The sequence below is a fragment of the Ereboglobus luteus genome (assembly GCF_003096195.1).
GTDB classification, from domain to species: Bacteria; Verrucomicrobiota; Verrucomicrobiia; order Opitutales; family Opitutaceae; genus Ereboglobus; species Ereboglobus luteus.
Window position 1 is genome coordinate 1,127,620 of record NZ_CP023004.1, and the last position, 21,036, is coordinate 1,148,655.

General features: G+C 61.0%; 19 protein-coding genes. 13 read left to right on the forward strand and 6 right to left on the reverse strand.

The window, feature by feature from the left end; genetic code table 11:
- Window positions 1-55 precede the first annotated feature (55 nt).
- From rsmI to hpt, 9 genes are all read left to right on the forward strand, one after another.
- Entirely contained in the window at window positions 56-811 is a 756-nt protein-coding gene (gene rsmI / locus CKA38_RS04155; protein WP_108824363.1) for a 16S rRNA (cytidine(1402)-2'-O)-methyltransferase, read from the forward strand.
- A gap of 138 nt (window positions 812-949) precedes the next feature.
- The gene (locus CKA38_RS04160) at window positions 950-1,879 is read left to right on the forward strand and encodes a Ppx/GppA phosphatase family protein (protein ID WP_108826404.1); all 930 of its coding nucleotides are present in this window, start codon (window positions 950-952) and stop codon (window positions 1,877-1,879) included.
- Window positions 1,880-2,002: 123 nt separating this feature from the next.
- Window positions 2,003-3,229: an MFS transporter gene (locus CKA38_RS04165; protein ID WP_108824364.1), complete on the forward strand. Its 1,227-nt coding sequence runs from the start codon at window positions 2,003-2,005 to the stop codon at window positions 3,227-3,229.
- 100 nt (window positions 3,230-3,329) lie between these two features.
- Window positions 3,330-3,977, forward strand: a complete 648-nt coding sequence (locus CKA38_RS04170) for a hypothetical protein (protein ID WP_152032668.1) — start codon at window positions 3,330-3,332, stop codon at window positions 3,975-3,977.
- 103 nt (window positions 3,978-4,080) lie between these two features.
- Window positions 4,081-7,224: a DUF2339 domain-containing protein gene (locus CKA38_RS04175; RefSeq protein ID WP_108824366.1), complete on the forward strand. Its 3,144-nt coding sequence runs from the start codon at window positions 4,081-4,083 to the stop codon at window positions 7,222-7,224.
- A complete protein-coding gene (locus tag CKA38_RS04180; RefSeq protein ID WP_108824367.1) occupies window positions 7,221-8,510 on the forward strand; it encodes a DUF3999 family protein in 1,290 nt (429 codons plus the stop codon). The genes CKA38_RS04175 and CKA38_RS04180 overlap by 4 nt, the downstream gene beginning before the upstream one ends.
- Window positions 8,511-8,680: 170 nt before the next feature.
- Window positions 8,681-9,157 (forward strand): YiiD C-terminal domain-containing protein, encoded by a 477-nt coding sequence (locus CKA38_RS04185; RefSeq protein ID WP_108824368.1) that lies wholly within the window; start codon window positions 8,681-8,683, stop codon window positions 9,155-9,157.
- 92 nt (window positions 9,158-9,249) lie between these two features.
- Complete coding sequence (locus CKA38_RS04190) at window positions 9,250-9,840, forward strand: dual specificity protein phosphatase family protein (RefSeq protein ID WP_202863958.1); 591 nt, start codon at window positions 9,250-9,252, stop codon at window positions 9,838-9,840.
- A gap of 76 nt (window positions 9,841-9,916) precedes the next feature.
- Window positions 9,917-10,492 carry a hypoxanthine phosphoribosyltransferase gene (gene hpt, locus CKA38_RS04195; protein ID WP_108824369.1) on the forward strand — a complete coding sequence of 192 codons (576 nt, stop codon included), beginning with the start codon at window positions 9,917-9,919 and terminating at the stop codon, window positions 10,490-10,492.
- 20 nt (window positions 10,493-10,512) lie between these two features.
- Here the strand turns inward: hpt and purB are convergent, their stop codons facing one another.
- On the reverse strand, window positions 10,513-11,958 hold the full coding sequence (gene purB / locus CKA38_RS04200) for an adenylosuccinate lyase (protein ID WP_108824370.1): 1,446 nt from the start codon (window positions 11,956-11,958) through the stop codon (window positions 10,513-10,515).
- Between the two features lie 298 nt (window positions 11,959-12,256).
- On the opposite strand from purB, the gene CKA38_RS04205 reads away from it, so the two are divergent.
- Entirely contained in the window at window positions 12,257-13,504 is a 1,248-nt protein-coding gene (locus CKA38_RS04205; RefSeq protein ID WP_108826406.1) for an L-rhamnose isomerase, read from the forward strand.
- Window positions 13,505-13,649: 145 nt separating this feature from the next.
- Complete coding sequence (locus tag CKA38_RS04210) at window positions 13,650-14,954, forward strand: O-acetylhomoserine aminocarboxypropyltransferase/cysteine synthase family protein (RefSeq protein WP_108824371.1); 1,305 nt, start codon at window positions 13,650-13,652, stop codon at window positions 14,952-14,954.
- A 118-nt stretch (window positions 14,955-15,072) separates the two neighbouring features.
- On the opposite strand, the gene CKA38_RS04215 is transcribed toward CKA38_RS04210, so the two are convergent.
- From CKA38_RS04215 to CKA38_RS15935, 5 genes are all read right to left on the reverse strand, one after another.
- The gene (locus CKA38_RS04215; RefSeq protein ID WP_108824372.1) at window positions 15,073-16,296 is read right to left on the reverse strand and encodes a COG3014 family protein; all 1,224 of its coding nucleotides are present in this window, start codon (window positions 16,294-16,296) and stop codon (window positions 15,073-15,075) included.
- Between the two features lie 224 nt (window positions 16,297-16,520).
- A complete protein-coding gene (locus CKA38_RS04220; RefSeq protein WP_108824373.1) occupies window positions 16,521-17,258 on the reverse strand; it encodes a hypothetical protein in 738 nt (245 codons plus the stop codon).
- Between the two features lie 38 nt (window positions 17,259-17,296).
- Window positions 17,297-17,725: a DUF1425 domain-containing protein gene (locus CKA38_RS04225; protein WP_108824374.1), complete on the reverse strand. Its 429-nt coding sequence runs from the start codon at window positions 17,723-17,725 to the stop codon at window positions 17,297-17,299.
- Between the two features lie 123 nt (window positions 17,726-17,848).
- On the reverse strand, window positions 17,849-18,502 hold the full coding sequence (locus CKA38_RS04230; protein ID WP_108824375.1) for a penicillin-binding protein activator LpoB: 654 nt from the start codon (window positions 18,500-18,502) through the stop codon (window positions 17,849-17,851).
- A 120-nt stretch (window positions 18,503-18,622) separates the two neighbouring features.
- Entirely contained in the window at window positions 18,623-19,267 is a 645-nt protein-coding gene (locus CKA38_RS15935) for a hypothetical protein (protein ID WP_108824376.1), read from the reverse strand.
- Window positions 19,268-19,792: 525 nt separating this feature from the next.
- Here CKA38_RS15935 and CKA38_RS04240 point away from each other — a divergent pair.
- Together CKA38_RS04240 and CKA38_RS04245 are read left to right on the forward strand one after the other, a co-directional pair.
- Window positions 19,793-20,170: an NADH-quinone oxidoreductase subunit A gene (locus CKA38_RS04240; protein WP_108824377.1), complete on the forward strand. Its 378-nt coding sequence runs from the start codon at window positions 19,793-19,795 to the stop codon at window positions 20,168-20,170.
- Window positions 20,171-20,405: 235 nt separating this feature from the next.
- The gene (locus tag CKA38_RS04245; protein ID WP_277509290.1) at window positions 20,406-21,002 is read left to right on the forward strand and encodes an NADH-quinone oxidoreductase subunit B; all 597 of its coding nucleotides are present in this window, start codon (window positions 20,406-20,408) and stop codon (window positions 21,000-21,002) included.
- Window positions 21,003-21,036: the final 34 nt, after the last annotated feature.

Sequence of the window (21,036 nt, forward strand, 5' to 3'; positions counted from 1 at the left end):
CGCGCGCACTCTCTTTTGTTTCGCAAAAAATCCGGTCCTGTGACCGGATTTTTTTATGTCCGCAACCGACGACACGCCATCAACGCCCTCGCCGCGCCCCTCCAACGCCTCGCTCACCCCGCTCCCCGGCTATCTCTACGTCGTCGCCACGCCCATCGGCAACCTCGCCGACCTCACCGAGCGCGCGCGCGCCATCCTTTCCTCGGTCGACCTCATCGCATGCGAGGACACACGCACCACCGGCGCGCTCCTCAGCCGCCTCGCCCTGCCTCGCCGCGAACTCACCGCCTACCACGACCACAACGAAACCGAGGCCGCCGAACGCCTCGCCGCCCAGCTCGCCGCGGGCAAGTCCGTCGCCGTCGTCAGCGACGCCGGCACGCCCGCGCTGAGCGACCCCGGTTTTCGCATCGTGCGCGCGTGCCGCCGCCTCGGGCTTCCCGTGGTGCCCGTTCCCGGCGCGTGCGCCCTCGCCGCGGTCATCAGCGCCGCCGGCCTGCCGACCAACGGATTTCTCTTCGCCGGATTTCTCCCGCCCAAAACCTCCGCCCGCGCCGCCTTCCTGGAAAAGTATCGGGATTTTGAATACACACTCGCGCTCTACGAAAGCTGCCATCGCATCGACAAATTCGTGGACGAAATCACCGCCGTGCTCGGCCCCAAACGCGTGATTTGCGTCGCGAAGGAAGTCACCAAGCTCCACGAAACCTTCCTCACCGGCCCCGCCGCCGCCGTGCAAGCCCGCCTCGCCAAAACCGCCCTCAAGGGCGAGTTCACGCTCCTGATAGCGCCAAATGGATTTGTCCTCTGATGCGCATCCCTAACTCGCAATTCACCCGCATGCTTTTGAATTCTCGATTTTGTATTGGGAGCTTTCGCTCCGTTTTCGTTTCGAGCCCCGCGCGGTAGCGCGCAATCCAAAATCGAGAATCCAAAATCCAAAATAACAATGACTGTCGCCGTCATCGATATCGGTTCCAATTCGATCAAAACACTTGTCGCCACGCGCAATCCGTGCCGCGAACCCGTTTCGCTTTTCTACAAAACGCTCGAGGCGCGCATCAGCGCCGGCATCGACCGGACAAACCCCGCGCTCACCGGCGAATCAATGGCGCGCGGGCTCAAGGCCATTCAGGAACTGCTCGCCGACACCGCGCAATTCGCCCCCGACCGCACAATCCTCGTCGCGACAAGCGCGGTGCGCGACGCAAGCAACGGTGATGAATTCCGCGGCATGGTTCGCGCCGCCACGGGACACGACATCCTCATCCTCACCGGCGACGAGGAGGCCAGTTACATCGGGCGAGGGCTCGCCTGCGATCCCGCGCTTTCCGGCCTGCGCGATTTCTACGTCTTCGACCTCGGCGGCGGCAGCCTCGAATGCCTCGCCTTTCGCGACCGCCGCATTGTCCGCGAAAAAAGCCTCCAGCTCGGCTGCGTGCGCCTCAGCGAGCGCTTCGTGCCCGACATGGCGCAACCCATTCCCGTCGCCGCCAGCCGCGCCATTTCCGGGCACGTCAAGGCGACGCTCGAGACGGGCGGTTTCACTTTCGACCTGCCGCCCGTCGCCGCCGCCATTGCGACCGGCGGCACCACCACCACCGCGCGCGCCGTCATCGGCGCCGCCGCGGGCAAAATGCTCGCCGAGACCAGCCCGCGCCTCGCGCTTCCCGATCTGCGCGCGCTTTACGAACGCATCGCCGGCATCGACCTCGCATCGCGCCGCCAAATCCCCGCGATGCCCTTTGGCCGCGCCGATGTTTTTCCGACCGCGCTCGCCACTTTCATCGCGCTCGCGGAGTTCGCGCATTTCGAGACATTCGAAACCTCGCTCTACAACCTGCGCTGGGGAATCGCCGCCGAGGCGCTCGACGTTTGAAGCGCGAGCAGCGGCGAAGGGGAACAGCCTCCATTTGGCTTCAAAGATTTCGCGTTCGGCGGGCCGAAGCCTCGCTCAGTTCATGCTTGTCAAGGCCCCGAGGAATCGGGACTTGGTTGCGCGGTGGAAAAATGGAAAAAAGTTTTTGCGATCATTTGGGCCGGCCAGTTCCTGTCGATCCTTAGCTCCACCATTGTCAATTTCGCCGTCATTTTGTGGCTGAGCATCGAGACCGGTTCCGCGCAAATACTCGCGCTCGCGGCCATCGCGGCGATGCTGCCGCAGGCGTTGATCGGACCCGTGAGCGGCGTCTTCATCGACCGCTGGAATCGCAAATACACGATGATCGCGGCGGACAGTTTCATCGCGTTGTGCACGCTCTTGCTCGCGGTTTTGTTTGCGCTGGGGATTGCGGAGACATGGCATATTTTCCTGCTGCTGGCGCTGCGCTCGGTGGGATCGGCGTTTCACATGCCGGCGATGCAGGCCTCGGTGCCGTTGCTCGCGCCTGAATCGCAGCTGACGCGCATCGCGGGCATCAACCAGATGATTTATTCGGTCGGCAACATCGCCGGTCCCGCGCTGGGAGCGCTGTGCATCACGATTTGGGACATGCAATATGTGCTGCTGCTGGACGTGGCGGGGGCGTTGTTTGCGTGCGGCACATTGCTGTTTGTCGCCATTCCGAAACCCGCCGGGACCGAGGCGCGCGCGCAATCAATCGCGCGCGAAATGAAGGAGGGGTTCCTGACCGTGTGGGCGAATCGTCCGCTGAGCCTGGTTTTTCTTTTTTCCATACTCGTGATGTTTTTCATCATGCCGGTGAGCGTGCTTTTTCCGCTGATGACGCTGGAGCATTTCAAGGGGAACGCGTTTCAAGTGAGCCTCGTGGAAGCGTTGTGGGGAGTCGGCTCGCTGGTCGGCGGAGCCGTCATGGGCATGAAAGTTTACAACATAAACCGGGTCGCGCTCGTGAACTGGATGTATCTGTTGCTGGGCGTGACGTTCGCGCTGTCGGGCACGTTGTCGCAGAGTGGCTTTGCGTGGTTTGCCGTTTACACGGCGATCGGCGGCGTGGCGGGCGCGGTGTATATGGCGACATTCACCGCGATCATACAAACGAACGTGGCGTCCGCGTCGCTGGGGCGCGTGTTTTCGATGTTTCACACGGTGAGCATAATCCCGTCCCTCATCGGCCTCGCGGGCATCGGTTTTTTTGCCGAAAGGCTGGGGCTCACGCTTTCGTTCGTTGTCTGCGGGGTGATCATTTGCCTGATCGGTCTCGCGGCGTTCATGGCGCGCTCGACCTTGCAAATTGATAAAAAGCAACCTGCGCCGGCCAATGGCTAGCCGTCCATTTGTGCATTGTTTGTAAACCGGCCCGGCTTTCGAAAAATCATTTTGCGAACAACACATTTTGGGATTTGTTGTCTTACTAAACATGAAACCCATGACCAAAGCATTGCCGCAACTGTTGGGCGCGTGCGCCGTCCTGTTCGCCGCGTTGCAACTTGGCGCGCAGACAACCACGGCATCGGGAACCTCGACGACCGTGCAACCGCCGCAACCGGAGCGCGCGCTGTCGCCCAGGGCGTCGGCGGCGATAACGGCCGGGTTCAAATATACACCGCCCCCGCCGCCCAAGCCGGTGGATGAAGACGACGAGGTCGATCTGCGCGACGTCGACAAGCCGAAAAATGAAATCGTCCGCCTGCCGCGATACACGGTGACCGCAAAAAAACCGGAGGTTTTCACCGACCGCACACTCTACACGCAAGACGAGCTCAAGAAGCTCGCAATGTCGCGCCACTTGAGCGGGCTCGACACGGGACTACTCAACAAATGGACGGCCTCCATGCGCCTTAATTCGTGGACGACGGTCGGTTTCGGCGCGTCGAACGAGGAGCGGGCGATGGGAATGTATCTCGAGGATGAGCGACTCCGAAACATGGCCGGCATGAAGGACGAAATCTCGCTCATGCGCGCGACCGGCGAAACAGAACGCGCCGACCAGACCCAGGCCGATTATTACGACATGTTCCTGCGCCGCCGCGACGACGTCCACACGGACGCATTCACGCGCCAGCAGGGCAAATGACCGGTTGAGCTGCTTGCGCCGGGGCGCGGGACTCCGCGACGACAAACCTTGCACCGGCGCGATGCGGGCGTGATATTGTCGCGAACAAATATCCGCGCCCATCATGGAGCCAATCCTCATACTCCTAGCATTCCTGCTGCTTCTCGCCTTCATTGCATTTCCAATCTGGGTCATCGTGCGCATCGCGGACCTGTCGCGCGAGACGCGGCGCATGCGCGAAGAAATGGCCTCGCTCCGCGAGCGCGCGGGGAAAACACCCGCCGCGCCAGCGCACCCGCAAGAGCGGGCGGAACCGGAAAAAACGCCGGCGACCGCCCCGGTTGCACCGCCTCCAATGGCAGCGGTGCCGCCGGCGGTTCCCAAAGTCGAAACACCCGCCCCGGCCATCCCGAAGCCGCCGCCGATTCAAGCCAAGGCGCCCGCGCCGCCCGTTTTCACTTTGCCACCCAAGACGGCCGCGCCCGCCTCCCCGGTTTTGCCGCCGCCAGCTCCGCGGGCACCGGAGCCGAAAAAAGCGGAACCCGCGTTCAACTGGGAGGTTTTCATGGGCACGAAGTTTCTCTCGTGGCTCGGCGCGGTGGCGGCGTTTCTGGCGGTGGCATTTTTCCTGAAATACTCAATCGATCGCGGGCTCATTCCGCCGATCGTGCGCGCGGCGATGGGATTTGTTTTCGGCGCGGGGCTTGTTGCCGGCGGGTTGTTCGCCGTGAGGAAAACATATCCGATTCTCGGCCACGCGCTTTGCGCGGCGGGCATCGTGAGTTTGTATGGCGTCACGTTTGCGTGCCGGGCGCTGTATCATTTTCCGTTTTTCGGAGTCGTGCCGACGTTTGCGCTGATGTCGCTCATCACGGCGGCGGCGTTCACGCTGGCGGTGCGGTTGCGCGGAAAATTTATCGCGATCCTCGGTTTGCTCGGCGGTTTCGCGACGCCGGCCATGCTTTCGACGGGCGTGGACAATCCGCTCGGGCTCTTCGGCTACATCGCGCTGCTCAACATCGGTCTTTACGCGGTGGCGCTGCACCGGCGCTGGAATTTTCTGGTGGTGCTCGGCGTGATAGGCACGGTCTGCATGCAAGTCGGCTGGGCGGTGAAATTTCTCGGCGACCACAACACGCTCACGGCGATGATCGTGTGCCTCGTTTTTGACGCGCTGTTTCTCGCGGGTTATTGCGCGGCGCGGCGAATGGGGCGTGAAACCGCAACGCACGGCCGCAGTGTCGCGGCGATGGTGTTTGTTTCGCTTTGCTTTGCGCTGTATTTGGGCGTCGACACGGTCGCTGCGTGGCGCCCGTTGTGGCTGCTCGGTTTTGTGTTTCTGGCCGACGCGTGCGCTCTGGCCGTGGCCGCGCTCGACCGGCGCGCGAAGGATTCGGTGTGGCTGCCCGCGGTCGCGGGCAGCGCGGTGTTTGCCGTGCTCGCCGCATGGACTCCCGTGAACGTGAACCCGCACTCGGGCTTGCTGCCGTGGGCGCTCGGCGCGTATTTTGTTTTTGCGGTGCTGCACACGGCGTTTCCGCTGATTCTCGCGCGGGTGCGCCCGGAGCTGAATCGCGCCGCGGGCGGATTGGTCGCTCAGTTTTTCGCCCCGCTTGCGCTGCTGCTCGTCATCATGCCGGTGCTCAAGGATCCCAACGTGCACTGGCTCGTGTGGCCGGCGATTTTGCTGATCGATTTTGTCGCGATCATTTGCGCGGCGATGACACGGTCGCTTGGCAGCGTGGCGGCGTCGCTCGTGCTGACGCTGGTGACGGCGGCGGTCTGGGTGTGCAAGATTCCCGTGACGATGGCGGCCATCCCCGTGCCGGTGCTGCTGGTCACGGGCGGGTTTGCGATTCTGTTTTTCGCGGCGTCGCTCTGGCTCGGACGGCGGTTCGGCGGCGCGGACAAATCGCCGGATGGATTCAAGCTGGCGCTGCCCGCGCTCTCATCGCTGCTGCCGTTCGTGCTGATCGTGATGATGCTGGCGCGAATCACGCTGGTCGACCCGACACCGGTGTTCGGGCTCGGGCTTGTGCTCACCGTGATGACACTCGGCCTCGCGAAGATTTTGAAAAACGAATGGCTGCCGGCGTGCGCGCTCGCGGGCGTGCTGGCGATTTGCTGGGTGTGGTTTCAGGACGCGCACAAGATGGCCGTTGTTTTCGACGCCGTGCGCATGATTGGCAAACCGCCCCCCGCAAACGCGTATATCGGCCTGGGATGGTTTGCCGGGTTCTATGCGATCTTCGCGGTGTTTCCGTTCGCGTTCCGTGGTTGTTTTTCAAACACACGCGGCCCGTGGCTGACCGCCGCGGCGGCGGGCGTGCTGTTTTTCCCGCTCGTTTATTGGATGATAAAACTGTGGTGGCCGAACGACGTGATGGGGCTCGTCCCCGCGATGTTCGCGCTGCCCGCGCTGACGAGCCTGACAGCGGTGTTGCGCTATGATCCGCCGGGGCATCCGCGCCGCATGGGGCGGCTCGCGCTTTTCGGCGGGGTGGCGCTGCTTTTTGTCACGCTGATATTTCCGATTCAGTTCAGCCGCGAATGGGTCACCATCGCGTGGGCGCTCGAGGGCGCGGCGCTGTTCTGGCTCTACACGCGCGTGCCGCATCGCGCCCTGCCCTGGGCGGGCGCTGCGCTGCTCGCGGTGACGTTTGTGCGGCTGGCGCTCAACCCCGCCGTGTTCAGCTATCATGTGCGCGGCGATGTGCCGGTTTTGAACTGGTATCTCTACACCTACGGCATCGCGATTGCGTGCATGTTTGGCGGCGCGTGGCTGCTGAGGCAGGCGGTGGCGCAAAACAAGTTCACCGCCGTCACGGCAAAAATTCTTCCCGGACTCGGCGCGGTGCTCGCATTTCTGCTGCTGAACATCGAGATCGCCGATTTCTTCACGGCGCCCGGCAGCCGCGTGCTCACACTGGAGTTTTCCGGCAATTTCGCGCGCGACATGAGCTACACGATTGCGTGGGCGCTGTTCGCGCTGGCGCTGCTGGTGGCGGGCATCTGGCGGCGCCAGCGTGTGTCGCGTTACGCGGCGCTGGGGCTGCTCGCGATCGTGGCGATCAAGCTCGTGTTTCGCGACCTCGACAAACTCGACACGCTCTACCGCGTCGGCGCGCTTTTTGCCGTGGCGATTGTGATGAGCCTCGCCTCGTTTCTTTATCAAAAATACATCGCGCCACGCGAGGGCGGAAAAACATCCGCGCCGCCACCCATTCCTTCGGATACTCCGCCGCCGCAACCTCCTTCCGAATCATGAAAAAACTACTCGCACTCATCCCGGCAATTTTTGTTTTCGGCGCGACTGCGCACTGCCTCAACCAGTCCGACTGGGAGTGCCGCCAGTCGTTTGATGTCGCGCAAGCCGGCCCCGCGCGCGTCTCCGTGCCGATCGACACGCTCGGGCGCGCCCAAGCGGATTTGCGAGACCTGCGGATCGTCGGGCCGGACGGCGCCGAGCTGCCCTACGCGATGCTGGCGCTGCCCGATGCGCGCGCCGCCTATCGCGTTTCGCAAACCGTCGCGCCGCGCGCATTCGGCGCCGCGCTCGACGGCACGACCACGGTCGTCACCATCGAGACCGGCGCGGACAAGCCGATCGAAAGCATCGAGCTCAGCATCCCCGACGCGAAAGACTACATGAAACCCGCGCGCGTGGAGGTTTCGACAGATCGGAAAAACTGGACGACGATCGCCGGCGGCCAGCCGCTTTTCCGGCGCAACCAAAGCGGACGTTACGACGCGGTCGCGCAAAACACCCTTCCGCTCGGCGGGCGCACGGAGCCGTTTGTGCGCGTCACGATTTACGACCAGGGACACGAGCCGATCGCCGTCGCAGGAGCAAAACTCAAGGTGGTTGACGAGGTCGCCGCGCGCGGCACCGTGCCGGATGAAAATGTCGCCGCGACGATCACAAACGTGAAACAGCTCGCGGACGAAACCGTGCTCACAGTCGATCTCGGCGCGGCAAATCTCCGGTTGACCTCGCTCAGCCTCGCCGTCGGCGATTCGCTCTTCGCGCGTTCGGTGACCGTCACGCTGCCCGCCGCCGGGGACGACACGACGGAACGGGAAAGCACGCTCGCGCGCAACCGGCCCGTTTATTCGCGCACCTCGATCGGCGGCATCGAGACATCCGGCAAAACAACGGTGGCGCTCGGTGGCGCGCCCGTGCCCTCGCGGACGATTCTTGTGCGCATCGCCAACGGTGACAGTCCCCCGCTCGATATTCGCGGCGTGGTCGCGACACGACGTCCGGCGCACCTCGCCTTCAACCCGTCGGTCGCGGGTCGCCACACATTTCTTTCCGGCAACCCGCAGGCCGCCGCGCCGCGCTACGACATCGCGATGCTCTCCAGGGAACTCGCGCGCCTGCCGTTGACGGAGATCGCCGCGGACACGCTTGCGGTGGCGCCCGACTATCGCGCCCCCGCCGCGCCTTCGGGACAAGTCACCACGCGCGTCCTGTTTTGGATCGCGCTGGCCGTGACTGTCGGCGTGCTGCTTTACGTGATCGGCCGGTTGCTGCCCAAAACGGACAAGTGACAACGCTGGTTTTTGCTTTTACAAGGAGCGCGCAACTTGATTCAATCCAACAGATTACAAGAGTTATCATTTTCTTTTGAAAATTGATTTCAGTCTGATTTTGACGAACGCAATAAACTTGTTCATTTTATGCGACTCTAGTTTTTCGATCAGTCACGCCAATTCGAACCATGAAGCCGGTCAAAATTCCAGCATTTGAGCATTTCCTGCACGAGATGATTCCGCTCGCGAAGGCGATGGGCGTGGGCGTGGATTTGAGCGATGAAAACGCGCTCGTGCTCCGCGCGCCAAAGGAGCAAAATCGCAATTCGCTCAACACCGCGTTTGGCGGCAGCCTTGTTTCGCTGGCCACGCTCGCGGGTTACGGCGTCGTTTGGGATGTGATGCGCAGCGAGCCCGCGGACGGAAAGGGCGCGACCGAAAAACCCCAGTGGCACATCGTCGTGAAGGAAAGCAAGGCCGCTTATCGCCGCCCCGTGATCGGCGACCTGATCGCTATTTGCGAGCGTCCCGCGCAAGCCGCCATCGCGGAGTTCAAGGACGCCTTCTCGCGCTACGGCAAGGCGAAGTTGAAGTTGCGCGCGCGCGTCGTCGAGGATGGCAAGACGGCGGTTGATTTTCAGGCGGCCTACGTCGTGTCGAAATAAGCGGCGTCATGAAAGCGCGGGCTTTGCATGTGGGGCAGCCGGAACGCCGATTCTCCGGCGGGAGGCCCTTACGGCTTGTGTTGTTTTTGTGCGTGTTTGCCGCATGCGGATGCAACAGCACAAATGCGACGCAACCGGAAACAACCGAATCCGCGAACGCGGAGGCGCGCAATCCGGAATGGGCCGTGCTCGTCAACAAGGAGATGAATCTCTGGCGCGTGACGCCGACGTTTTACCGCTGCGAACAATTCAAAAAAAGCGAGGTTGCCGAGCTGCAGCGGCTGGGCATCCGCACGTCGGTCAATCTGCGCAATTTTAACTCGGACGACAAGGAGCTGGAAGGCTCGACCATCAAACAAGTGCGCGTGCGCATCAACACATGGAGCATCACCGACAAGCATGTGGTTGCGGCGCTGGCCGCGATCCAGGCCGCGCAGGCGGAAGGCCCCGTGGTGTTGCATTGCCAGCACGGCGCGGACCGCACGGGGCTGGTGACGGCGATGTATCGCATCGTTTACCAGGGATGGACAAGGGATGCCGCGCTCGACGAGTTGCGCAACGGCAGCTACGGTTATCACTCGATCTGGAAAAACATCCCCAAGTATATCCAAAAAGTGGATACGAAAAAAATCCGGAAGGCCGTTGACAGGCGGCTCGCCGAAGAGGCGGCAAAAGCCGGCTGAGCGAATTCCAAAAAGGAAACCAGTTGCCAGCCGGCGACACCGCCGCTATCGGTGGGAAACTTCATTCATAAATCCCATGCCTCGCAAAAAAGTCTCCGTAAAAGCGCCGTTGAGCTCCGATCTTGCAAGCGTCCTCGTCACACCCGCCGCAATCAAGCGCCGGCTCAAGGCGCTTGGCGCGAAAATCAGCAAAATCTACGGCAAGGAGGAGGTCACCGTGGTGCCCATCATCAACGGGGCGATTTTTTTCACGGCGGATTTGCTCCGGCATGTGCACAACCCGATCCGCCTGGATTGCGTCCGCATTTTCAGCTACCGCAACAGCACCAAGTCGCACGGCAAGCCGAAGCTCCTGCACAGCCTCACGCTCGACATCAAGGGCAAGCATGTGCTCGTGATCGACGACATTCTCGACACCGGCAAAACGCTTTCCGCCGTCGTCAACCTGCTGAAAAAACAAAAGCCGGCGAGCCTGCGCACATGCGTGCTCCTCGACAAAAAAGTCCGCCGCGAGGTGGACTTCGAGGCGGATTTTGTCGGGTTCGAAATTCCCGACAAATTTGTGGTCGGCTACGGCCTCGACTACGCCGAGCGTTACCGCGGCCTGCCGTGCATCGGCGTGCTCAAGCCGGAAAAACAGAAGCTGGAGTGAGGCCGCAAAGGCGCCCGGACTTACAATAATTTCCCCGGCTGGTAGGTGGATGCGCCCTTGACCTTGGCGGCGGCGCGCTTGGCACCGGCGACAAACACATCGACCTGTTGCGGAGCAGCGCCGACAAAACGCGCGCTCTCGCCGAGAATCGACTCGAGCTTCGCGCGGGTGAGCCTGAGACGAGCATCGCCCGCGAGCCGTCCGACGAGATCGGGATCGCCCCCGCCGGTGCGCATCGCGTTCGCCGCGGCAAGCGCGTGCTCCTTGATCGCCTCGTGCGCCGTTTCGCGGCCCGCGCCGGCCTTGACCGCCTCCATCAGGATTGTGGTCGTGGCGAGGAAGGGCAGATTGCGCGTGTTTTCGGCGGCGATCGCTGCGGGAAAAACATTCATCTGGCGAAGGATTGTCAGGTAGGTTTCAAGCAGTCCGTCGATGGCGTAAAACGCGTCGGGCAGCGCGATGCGGCGCACCACCGAGCAGGAAACATCGCCCTCGTTCCACTGGTGCCCGGCGAGCGCGCCGGTCATGGTGACGTAGCCCGAAATGATCGTGGCAAAACCGCAAACGCGCTCGCAGTTGCGCGCGTTGACCTTGTGCGGCATCGCGGACGAGCCGACCTGGCCCTTTTGAAAACCCTCGGTGAGAAGCCCCTGCCCCGCCATGAGCCGGAGCGTGGTGGCGAAGCTCGCCGCCGCCGCCGCGACCTGATGAAGCGCGGAGACAACATCAAAGTCCAGCGAGCGCGGATAGACCTGGCCAACGGCGTTAAACGCGGTGCGGAAACCGAGGTGCTTGACAACGCGGGCCTCGAGTCGCGCGACTTTTTTCGCGTCGCCGCCGAGAAGCGTGAGCTGGTCGAGCTGCGTGCCGACGGCGCCCTTGAGCCCGCGCGCCGGATACCGAGCGCAAAGCTCCTCGAGTCGCGTGAACGCGAAGAGCAGTTCCTGCCCGAACATCGCGATGCGCTTGCCAAGCGTGGTGGGTTGCGCGGGCACGTTGTGCGTGCGCCCCGTGATCATGAGCGCGCGATGCGCGCGCGCCTGCTTCGCGAGGGCGAGAAGCGCGGCCGCGGTTTTCATGCGCACGACGGCGAGCGAGCGCTGGATTTGCAGCTGCTCGACATTTTCCGTGAGGTCGCGGCTGGTCAGGCCGAGGTGGATGAACTCGTGGCCGGCAAGATCGGAAAACTCCTCGATGCGCGCCTTCACATCGTGAAGTGTGACGCGCTCGCGCGCGGCGATGCTGGCGAGGTTGATGTTGTTTTTGACGCGCTCGTAATCGGCGATTGCCTTCGCGGGAATCGCGACGCCGAGATCACGCTGCGCCTTCATGACTGCGATCCAAAAATCGCGCTCGATGGCGATGCGCCCCGAAGGCGACCAGATGGCCTTGAGCGCGGGCGAGGCATAGCGCTCGGCGAGGACGTTGGGAATGGAATCAGCGGCGGAGTTGTCAGTGGTCGTCATGGAAATTGAAAAATAAAACTGATGCAGGAAAACCGTGTTCGCGCAAGGAAGCGCTGCAACGAAAACGGAAAGTGGGAATCCGGCTGTGCTCCCCCATGCCAATTGAAGCGCCCTGCCGCATTTTCACCATGCCGCCAAGGTGCAAATAGCGCTCGTTTTTATTTGCGCGACTCCAGTCATATCCGGTAGTGTTTCTGACTGTTGGATGCCCGCCGCTGTTTCAACGGCGGGCATTATCCCGCAAGTTCTCCCGAAAGTTTTTCCCTCAACACTAATTAATCCCAACCCTTCGTATCACATGGATGCCTTCAACCTCGCCAAAGAACGCTACGCCGAAATCGGCGTGGATGTCGAAAAAGTCCTCAAGACGCTCGCGCGCACACCCGTCTCCCTCCAATGCTGGCAGGGTGATGACGTCGGCGGCTTCGAACGCGCCGGCGCCGAGCTGACCGGCGGCATTCAGGCCACCGGAAACTATCCCGGCAAGGCCCGCACCGCCGACGAACTGCGCGCCGACCTCGACAAGGCCCTCTCGCTCATCCCCGGCAAAAACCGAGTCAACCTCCACGCCTCCTACGCCGAGCTCAATGGCAAAAAAGTCGACCGCGACGCCTACACGATCGCGCAATTTGAAAACTGGGTCGCCTGGGCCAAAAAGCGCCGCATCGGACTCGACTTCAATCCCACCTATTTCTCGCACCCGCTTTCCGCCGACGGCTTCACGCTCTCGCATCGCGACGCCGGCGTGCGCAAATTCTGGATCAACCACGGCATCGCCTGCCGCAAGATCGCGCAGGAAATGGGCCGCCGTCTCGGCAAAACCGTGATCACCAACTTCTGGATGCCCGACGGTTTCAAGGACACCCCGGTCAACCGCCGCGAATATCGCGAGCGCATGGAGGATTCGCTCGACAAAATCTTTGCCGTCAAGATCGACCAGAAGCTCAACCGCGACGCGGTCGAGAGCAAACTCTTCGGCGTGGGCGTCGAGTCGTGCACCATCGGCTCGCACGAATTCTACATGGGTTACACCGTGAAGAACAAAAAAATCCTCTGCCTCGACGCCGGCCATTTTCATCCCACCGAAACGCTCGCCGACAAGATTTCCGCCATCCTCCAATTTGTCCCCGAAATCCTCCTGCACGTGAGCCGCGGCGTGCGCTGGGACAGCGACCACGTCGTCACACTCGACGACCAGACCCGCGCGCTCATGGAGGAAATCGTGCGCGGCAATTATCTAGACCGCGTGCACATCGGCATGGACTTCTTCGACGCGAGCATCAACCGCCTCGCCTGCTGGGTGATCGGCGCGCGCAACACGCAAAAAGCGCTGCTGCTCGCCCTCCTCGAACCCGCCGCGCAACTCCGCAAATACGAGGCCGCCGGCGACTACACCTCGCGGCTCGCCCTTCTTGAGGACGCGAAGGTGATGCCCTTCGGCGCCGTTTGGGACGAGTTCTGCAAACGCAACAACGTTCCCACCGGCCATGCCTGGCTCGCCGAGGTGAAAGCCTACGAGAGCGATGTGCTCGCCAAGCGCGCGTAAACGCAAGCACGCCAGGATCGCAACTTCCCAGCCAATGCGCGTCCCGCATTGGCTTTTTTGCATATAAAAACCGGCCAACCGTTTTTTGCATCACGCCGCCGCTTGCTTTCCACCCGCTACTCGCTAGCATTACCCGATACTTTTTATGAAACTCACAGGACTTGGCACCAAAGCGCTTCACGCCGGACAAAAACCCGACCCGACCACGGGAGCCAGCGTGGTGCCCATTTACCAGACCAGCAGCTACGCCTTCCGCGACACCGAGCACGCCGCGAATCTTTTCGGCCTGAGGGAGTCGGGCAACCTCTACACGCGACTCGGCAACCCCACGACCGACGTGCTCGAGCAGCGCGTCGCGGCGCTCGAAGGCGGCAGCGCGGCGCTCGCCTTCTCGTCGGGCCAGGCCGCCATCACCGCCGCAATCCTCAACATCGCCGGGGCGGGCGACCACATTGTCTCCGTCGCGCAACTCTACGGCGGCACCTACACGCTCTTCCACTACACGCTCAAAAAGTTCGGCATCGACGTGAGCTTTGTCGACGCGCTCGATCCCGAGGCGTTCCGCCGCGCCGTGCGCCCGAACACAAAAGCCTTTTACGGCGAGGGCCTCAGCAACCCCGCGCTCAATGTGTTTGATTTCGAAAAAATCGCCGCCATCGCCCGCGAGTCCGGCGTGCCGCTCATCGTGGACAACACCTGCCTCTCGCCGATTCTCAACCGCCCATTCGAATGGGGCGTCAATGTGGTCGTGCATTCCACAACCAAATACATCGGCGGCCACGGCAACTCGATCGGCGGCATCGTCGTGGACGGCGGCAATTTCGACTGGGGCAAACACGCCGCGAAATTCCCCGGCTTCACCGAGTCCGACCCGAGCTACCACGGTCTCTCGCATTGGGACGCGTTCAAGGCCTTCCCGCCCGCCGGCGGGGCAAACGTCGCCTACGTCATGAAAATGCGCCTGCAGCTTCTCCGCGACACCGGCGGCTGCCCCTCGCCCTTCAACTCCTTCATGATGCTCGCCGGCATCGAAACGCTGCACCTGCGCATGGCGCGCATCTGCGAAAACGCGCTCAAAACGGCCGAGTTTCTCTCCGCGCATCCCAAGGCGGCCTGGGTCAACTATCCCGGCCTTCCCGCAAGCCCGCACCACGCCAGCGCAAAAAAGTATTTGAAAAATGGATACGGCGGGCTTGTCGGCTTCGGCGTGAAAGGCGGCTACGAGGCGGGCAAACGCTTCATCGAGTCACTGCAAATGTTCTCGCACCTCGCGAACATCGGCGACGCGCGTTCGCTCGCGATTCATCCCGCGAGCACGACGCACAGCCAGCTCAACGAGGACGAGCTGAACGCCTCTGGCGTGTCGCAGGACTTCATCCGCCTGTCGATCGGCACGGAGGATTTTGTCGATATCCAAGCCGACCTCGAACAGGCGCTGGCAAAGGTCTGATCGCTTGCAACCGTGAGCGCGCGTCAGGTTTTTTGAAGACCAAACGCGCGGCGGGGTCGGCGTTTCGAGCAATAGCGGCAGTCTGCCAACCGGCCGGCCACACTTGCTCTAACGCCGCTCAATTTCGCATCTGGCTGCGGTAGATAACCACGTCTTTGGACGCCGCCCCGATAGGCAGCGCGGCGGGGTCGGGCACGGTGATCATGAAATTCTGAGTCTGTTGTTTGTATTGGGCTCCCTTTTCATCGAAGAAAGCGAGCTCGGCTTGGTGCGTGCCGGGCGGCAACTGAATCGCGGCAAAACTGAGATAGCGCGGAAGGTTGTCCCAGCAGCGGGTGTCGGCGCGCGTTCTGGTCGAGGCGGAGATGATTTTTGAGGCGAACCCCGCGAGGAGCAGCGCGCCGGTGATGATCTGCGCATCCTTGCTATCGGAGCTGTTCGACACGGCCATGGCGCCGATCAATCCGACATCGCCAATGGTGTCGGTCGTGCGCTTGAAGGCGGCTTTGTTGCCGAGGATTTGATCCATGACGCGTCCGCCGCGCGTGATGGCTTGAAAACTCACGTCGTCGTAGGGCGGCAGCGCGTAACTGCGGCCGCCAACGCTCAGGCGCGCGGAGGTCGCCGAGGGCGGCAGGACGCGGTAGAGGAGTTGCTGGCCGCTGTCGCCGCCAGCATATTTTTGCGGCCCGGCGCCATAGTCAACAAACACCATGACGTTGGCAGCCGTGTCGTAATCGGGAGGCGCGGCGCGCTCCTGCGCGGCGGCGCTGGCACGGGCGCGCTTGAGCGCGTCGGCACCGGCGTCGGGACTGTGCGGGTTGAGTTTTGCCGAAACGTAGCCGTCGAGGTAATCGAGCAACACGTAGTCGCCCGCGTATTCCTTGTTCAACGTGTCGGAGTCGAGCAACTGCCCGGTGCGGAAGAGGGCGCGCGCATTGTCGGGCTCGCCCGCGGCCCAGTAGATAATGCCGCGATAAAAATTGGCCATGACGCGCTCGTAGGCCTCGCCGACAAAGGGTTTGCTGGCCTCCTGGGTGAACATGCCGCGCGACTTGGCGGCGGCCTTGTTGATGTTGCCGTAATTGGCCGCGACAAGGGAGAGCGCGTCGTCGAGGGCCGGCTTCGCGATGCCGGCCTCGCCCCGGCGGAGCGCGGCAAGCCCGAGCCGGTATTGCCAGAGGGCGCGATCTTTTTCGGGCGCGGCGTCGAGCTGGTTTTGGTAATCCACAACGGCGTCGCCTGTGAGCGGCGGCGGTGGTGGACGCGGAGGCGTGGTCGTGCAACCGCCGGCAATGAGCAGGAGGGCGAGGATGGCGGTGCTTTGAACGACTAAACGCATCTGGAGGGTGGAAATCTCAAATCACGAAATCCCAAATCCCAAATAAATTTCAAACTCCAAAATCTCAAATCACAAAAGAAAACCAACGGAACCGAGGCCGGGCGCCTGCGTTGAGATTTTGTGATTTTGTCGGTTGGAATTTATTTGGGATTTGGGATTTGGGAGTTTGTGATTTGAAAATTATATATAATTATATCGAAAAAACATTGTGTATAAACACCCCGTCACTTCGCCCGCGCGGTCATGTCAGCCATGAGGTTGAACGCGGTGGCTTCGAGAGCGTCCTGGACGCCCAGGGTTCCAAGCGAGGCGGGTGGCAGCTGGTTGATAATGTCGTTGGCGGTGGCCTGCCCGATGATCGCGGCATCCGAAAGGCGGATGGCCGTCATTTGAATGTCTGGAATCGTGACGGTCGGGTCGTTGCCCGAGATCGTGGGAACGATCACCTGGCGGCTGGTCACGAGGGTTTCAATGGCGACGTCGTTGCTCGCGGGCGCGGGTTCCGCGGTGCCCGAGGCGAGCGCGGCGGCGGTGGCCTGGTCGGCAATGGTGGCGCCGGCCTGGGTGAAGGGCCGCGCGGCGATGCGCTCGATGTCGCGCGCGGTTTGCTTGTCAGCCAGCTTGTCCTTGGCGGAATGCGTTTTCGAGGACGGCCGGGCCTTGCCCTTGAGGTCGCGGTTTATATAAAACACGAAACGGGGCTTGCCGAGCTTTTCATAAACGGGTCGGAATTCGTTTATTATTTCCGCGGCGTGCGTGTATTGGGGAAGCGGGACGCCCTCGGTTCCATACAGGCGCTGGTTGTCCGCGCGCACGGTTTCGTTTTGCGGGGCGGCGACCGTCGTCACCGACGTGACGGGCGCGGGCTCGGAGGGCTGTGTTTTATATCTGCTGGCGCAACCCGCGAAAAGGGGAATCGCCGCAAGTGCCGCCGCCAGCGTGAACGCGAATGGGATTTTCATGATTTGTCGGCTTTCCGTTTATATTATTTAATTATTGCTCAGCGCGACTGGCGCACCCGGATTGTATATGTCTTGGATTGCGCGTTGGAGGCGGTGAAGCGGACGGCCTCGGTGGCGTTTTCACCAAGAATCAGTGTTTGCCAGGGCGTTTCGTCACCCGTGGAAAAACGCTGGGCGTCCTTGAACACGCAGCTGATCTGGACTTGTATGCGACGAATCTCGCGGTTTTTCACGTTCGCCACGATTTCGAGGCGTCCGTCGGCCGTGGTGCGCTCCTGCAATCCGGTGCAGGTGATCGAGTATTGCGCGGCCTGGTCCATGAGCACGAAATTCTCCGTGTTTTCGATCGTGTATTTGGTGGTGTCCTGCGGCAGGTAGGGACCGGTGCCGTGCGTGTTTTTCGACGCGCAACCGGCCGTCACGAAAAGCGCGGCTGCAATGGCGAGGACTGAAAGGAGTGTTTTCATGATGTTTGGCGATTTTATAATTTTTATATTAACCACGGGCGCGGGCTTCGTCTTGCTTGTATTTGTCCGTGATATCCGTGCAATCCGTGATTAGTATAATTTTGGCATGTTTTGTTTTATATATTAACGATACGCGGCATCCTCGAGGCCCTGCTTTTTGATTTCGGCCATGTCTTCCCAAACGATTGCCGAGGTGCGCGCATTGATGAGCTGGAATGAATACATGACGTAGTCGCTCAGGCCCTGGCTGGTGCGGGTGGAAAGGCTGCTGAGTTTGCCCGTGAGAAAATAATCGGCGCCCTTGAACTCGACTGTGTTGGGATCGGCGCTGGCGGTGACCTGGCCGCTTTGCTTGAGTTGCTGCTCGCGCTGGAGGGCGGCCATGCGATCGCGCGCGAGGAAGGTGACCTTGCCGGCGGCCTTCTGGTTCAGCGAAATGCGGATGCGGTCGAGGAACATGTCCTTCTGGATCGCAAAGCGCGTGTCGTTGACGACGGGATCGAGGATGATCACAGGCGGCGTGACGGCGTTGGCGATTTGCGGGATGCCGAGGATGCTGCGCGCCATCTTGTCGGTCACGGCGACGAGGTCCTGCGATTCGATGCCGGTGCCGGCGACGGAGCCGCGTTCGTCGGGGTTGACTTCGACGACGGGAACGCCGGATGGATATTGCACGCCCTTGCTCGTCGAGGAGCAGGCGCTGATGAGAACGAGTGCGGAGAGCAGCGAGGCCGCGAGTAAAAGCCTTTGGGCGGCGGTTGGTTTGCGTGTGTTCATATTAGAAGTTTGCTTGGTGCGGGTGAGGTCTCGAGACAGCAAAGAACGCGCGGGAGTTCAATAAAACAACCTTCAAGTTCGTTTTTCGAAGAATTATGACGGCGAGCAACGGCACGCGGTTCAGCGTCCGAAAAGCGCGTTGGCCTGGCTCATCGGCGTGCTAACGGGCGCGGTTTGGCGGCGCGGTTGTTGGGGTGCCGGCGTGGAGGGCTGCTGGACGGCTGGCTGCCGGCGGAGATAGAGCATGTTGTCGGCTTCGATTTGGGCGGCTTGCTGCTCGGCGCGTTGCTGGCGCACGGCGGCGTTATCTGCCGCGCTTCCGGCAAGGAGGCCGATGGTGCTGCCGATGGCCGCGCCCGCCCATGTGTTGTGCCTGCCGGAATTGTTTCCAATTATGCCTCCGAGAACACCACCGGCGAGCGCGCCGCCGAGCGCATAACCGGGCGCGCCAGAATCGGCGTAGGTCGTGTAGCTCACGCTCACGCCCGGATAAGTGTATCCGTATGAACCGTAATAATATGGATACGAGCTCGTCACATAATAGGGCCATCCATAATAACCGTGGCGATACCGGTAATGGCCATGCGGGCGGCTATAGTGGGAACGGTGCACGACGGCAGGGCGCGACGAATGGCTCGGACGCTTGTTATAATGATGCGAGCCTTGCGCCGACGGACGGCGATTGGGTTGCGCGCTGGCCACATCGGCTCCCGCAAATGCAAAAATCAGCCCAAGGACAAGAAGTGGTGTTATTATTTTTTTCATAAGCGATTGTGGGTCTTGTCTGTTATTGGTTGTCCGCGCGTTTGTGCGAATGAGTGTCTTTCGGTTAGACGCCAATTTCACAAGAAAGGTGCCGTTAAATTGCGCCTTGAGAGGGAATATCTGGAGATTTCAGGTCAAATACACGAAAACAAAATCGCGCATCACAAATATGTGCGTTTTTTGGATACGGTTTGCGCGAATATTGCACTTGGTTGGTGGTTTTTGTGATCCGCGTGGAATCGTTGGATCATCGCCATTGGTCACCTCGCAACATGGGATCGGAGGTAAACAATTTGAGATAAAAACACATCATAACCTATTGTTATACAATCTGTTTCAAGTTTCAAAAATTCAGGGGAATAAACAAATTCTCATCATCGCAAAGCGAATATTTAATCAAGAAACAGCTAGTTCTCGCCAAAAAATGGATGCCCTTTCCCGTTGAATGCTCACCCACACAAGGTTTTACTAATCATCTTTTTTCTTAATCTTATCTAATTTCAGTTTTTCCCACCGCACCAAGCCATGACAATCGCTTCGCATCCCTACGCATTTATTGCCCTTTTTGTTGCCGTCGCTGCCGCGTTTCCGCTCGGGCTGTTGCTGGTGTGCCGCCTGTGGGTCTGGGCTTTCCAGCCGCCAAAACCCAGTCCGGTCAAAAACGGAATCTACGAATGCGGTCTCGAGTCGAAGGGCGACTCGTGGATTCAGTTCAAGGCGCATTATTATTTGTATGCGATTTTGTTCCTGATTTTTGACGTCGAGGTGCTGTTCCTGCTGCCGTTCGCGGCGTCGTTCAACGTGCTGCCGTGGCAGGCGCTTCTTGTGATGCTCGCGTTCATCCTCCTGCTCGCCGAGGGCCTCGTATGGGCATGGAACCGCGGACACCTCGAATGGAAATAAAGGAAAAGTAGGAAGTGGAAATTAGGAATTCCAAACAGACGCAACAAAACCGCACCCGCATCTTTTTCATTCATAATTTCCACAGACCAGCACACGACGAAGTCCGATTCTTTTTAATTTCTAAATCCTAATTTCTAATTTTCCCCCGCTCATGAGCAATCCCGCCAACACACCAACATCGACGCACCTTCCCACGCCGCCGCCGGCGGGCATTTCGGTGGAGGAGCGCGAAAGCATGCGGAGGCAGGGCGTCCTGCTCACGAGTTTCGCCGAAATCTACAATTGGGGCCGCGCCAACTCCATCTGGCCGCTCCAGTTCGGCCTCGCCTGCTGCGCGATCGAGATGATTTGCGTGGCCGCGGCGCGTTTCGACATCGCGCGTTTCGGCGCCGAGATTTTCCGCGCCTCGCCCCGCCAGGCCGACCTCATGATCATGAACGGCACCGTCACGAAAAAAATGCTCCCGCAAGTCGTCCGCCTCTGGAACCAGATGGGCGAGCCGAAGTTTTGCATCGTCATGGGCGCGTGCGCCAGCTCCGGCGGCCCCTTCAGGGAAGGCTACAACGTCGTCAAGGGCATCGACCGTTTCATCCCCGTCGATGTGTATGTGCCCGGCTGCCCGCCGCGCCCCGAGGCGCTGCTCCACGGCCTCATGGAGATTCAGAAAAAAATGCGCGAGGAACCGCTCACCGGCCCTGACGCCCCGCGCTACTTCCGCAAGGACACCACCTGCGAATATCCGATCCCCGAGTTCGGCGAGCACGACCTCGTGCCACCATACAATTCCGAACTCTGGAAACCGCCCGCGCCCATCGTGCGCGAGGGAAAGTAACTGCCGCCCTGTTTTCAAACCATTCAACCACGGA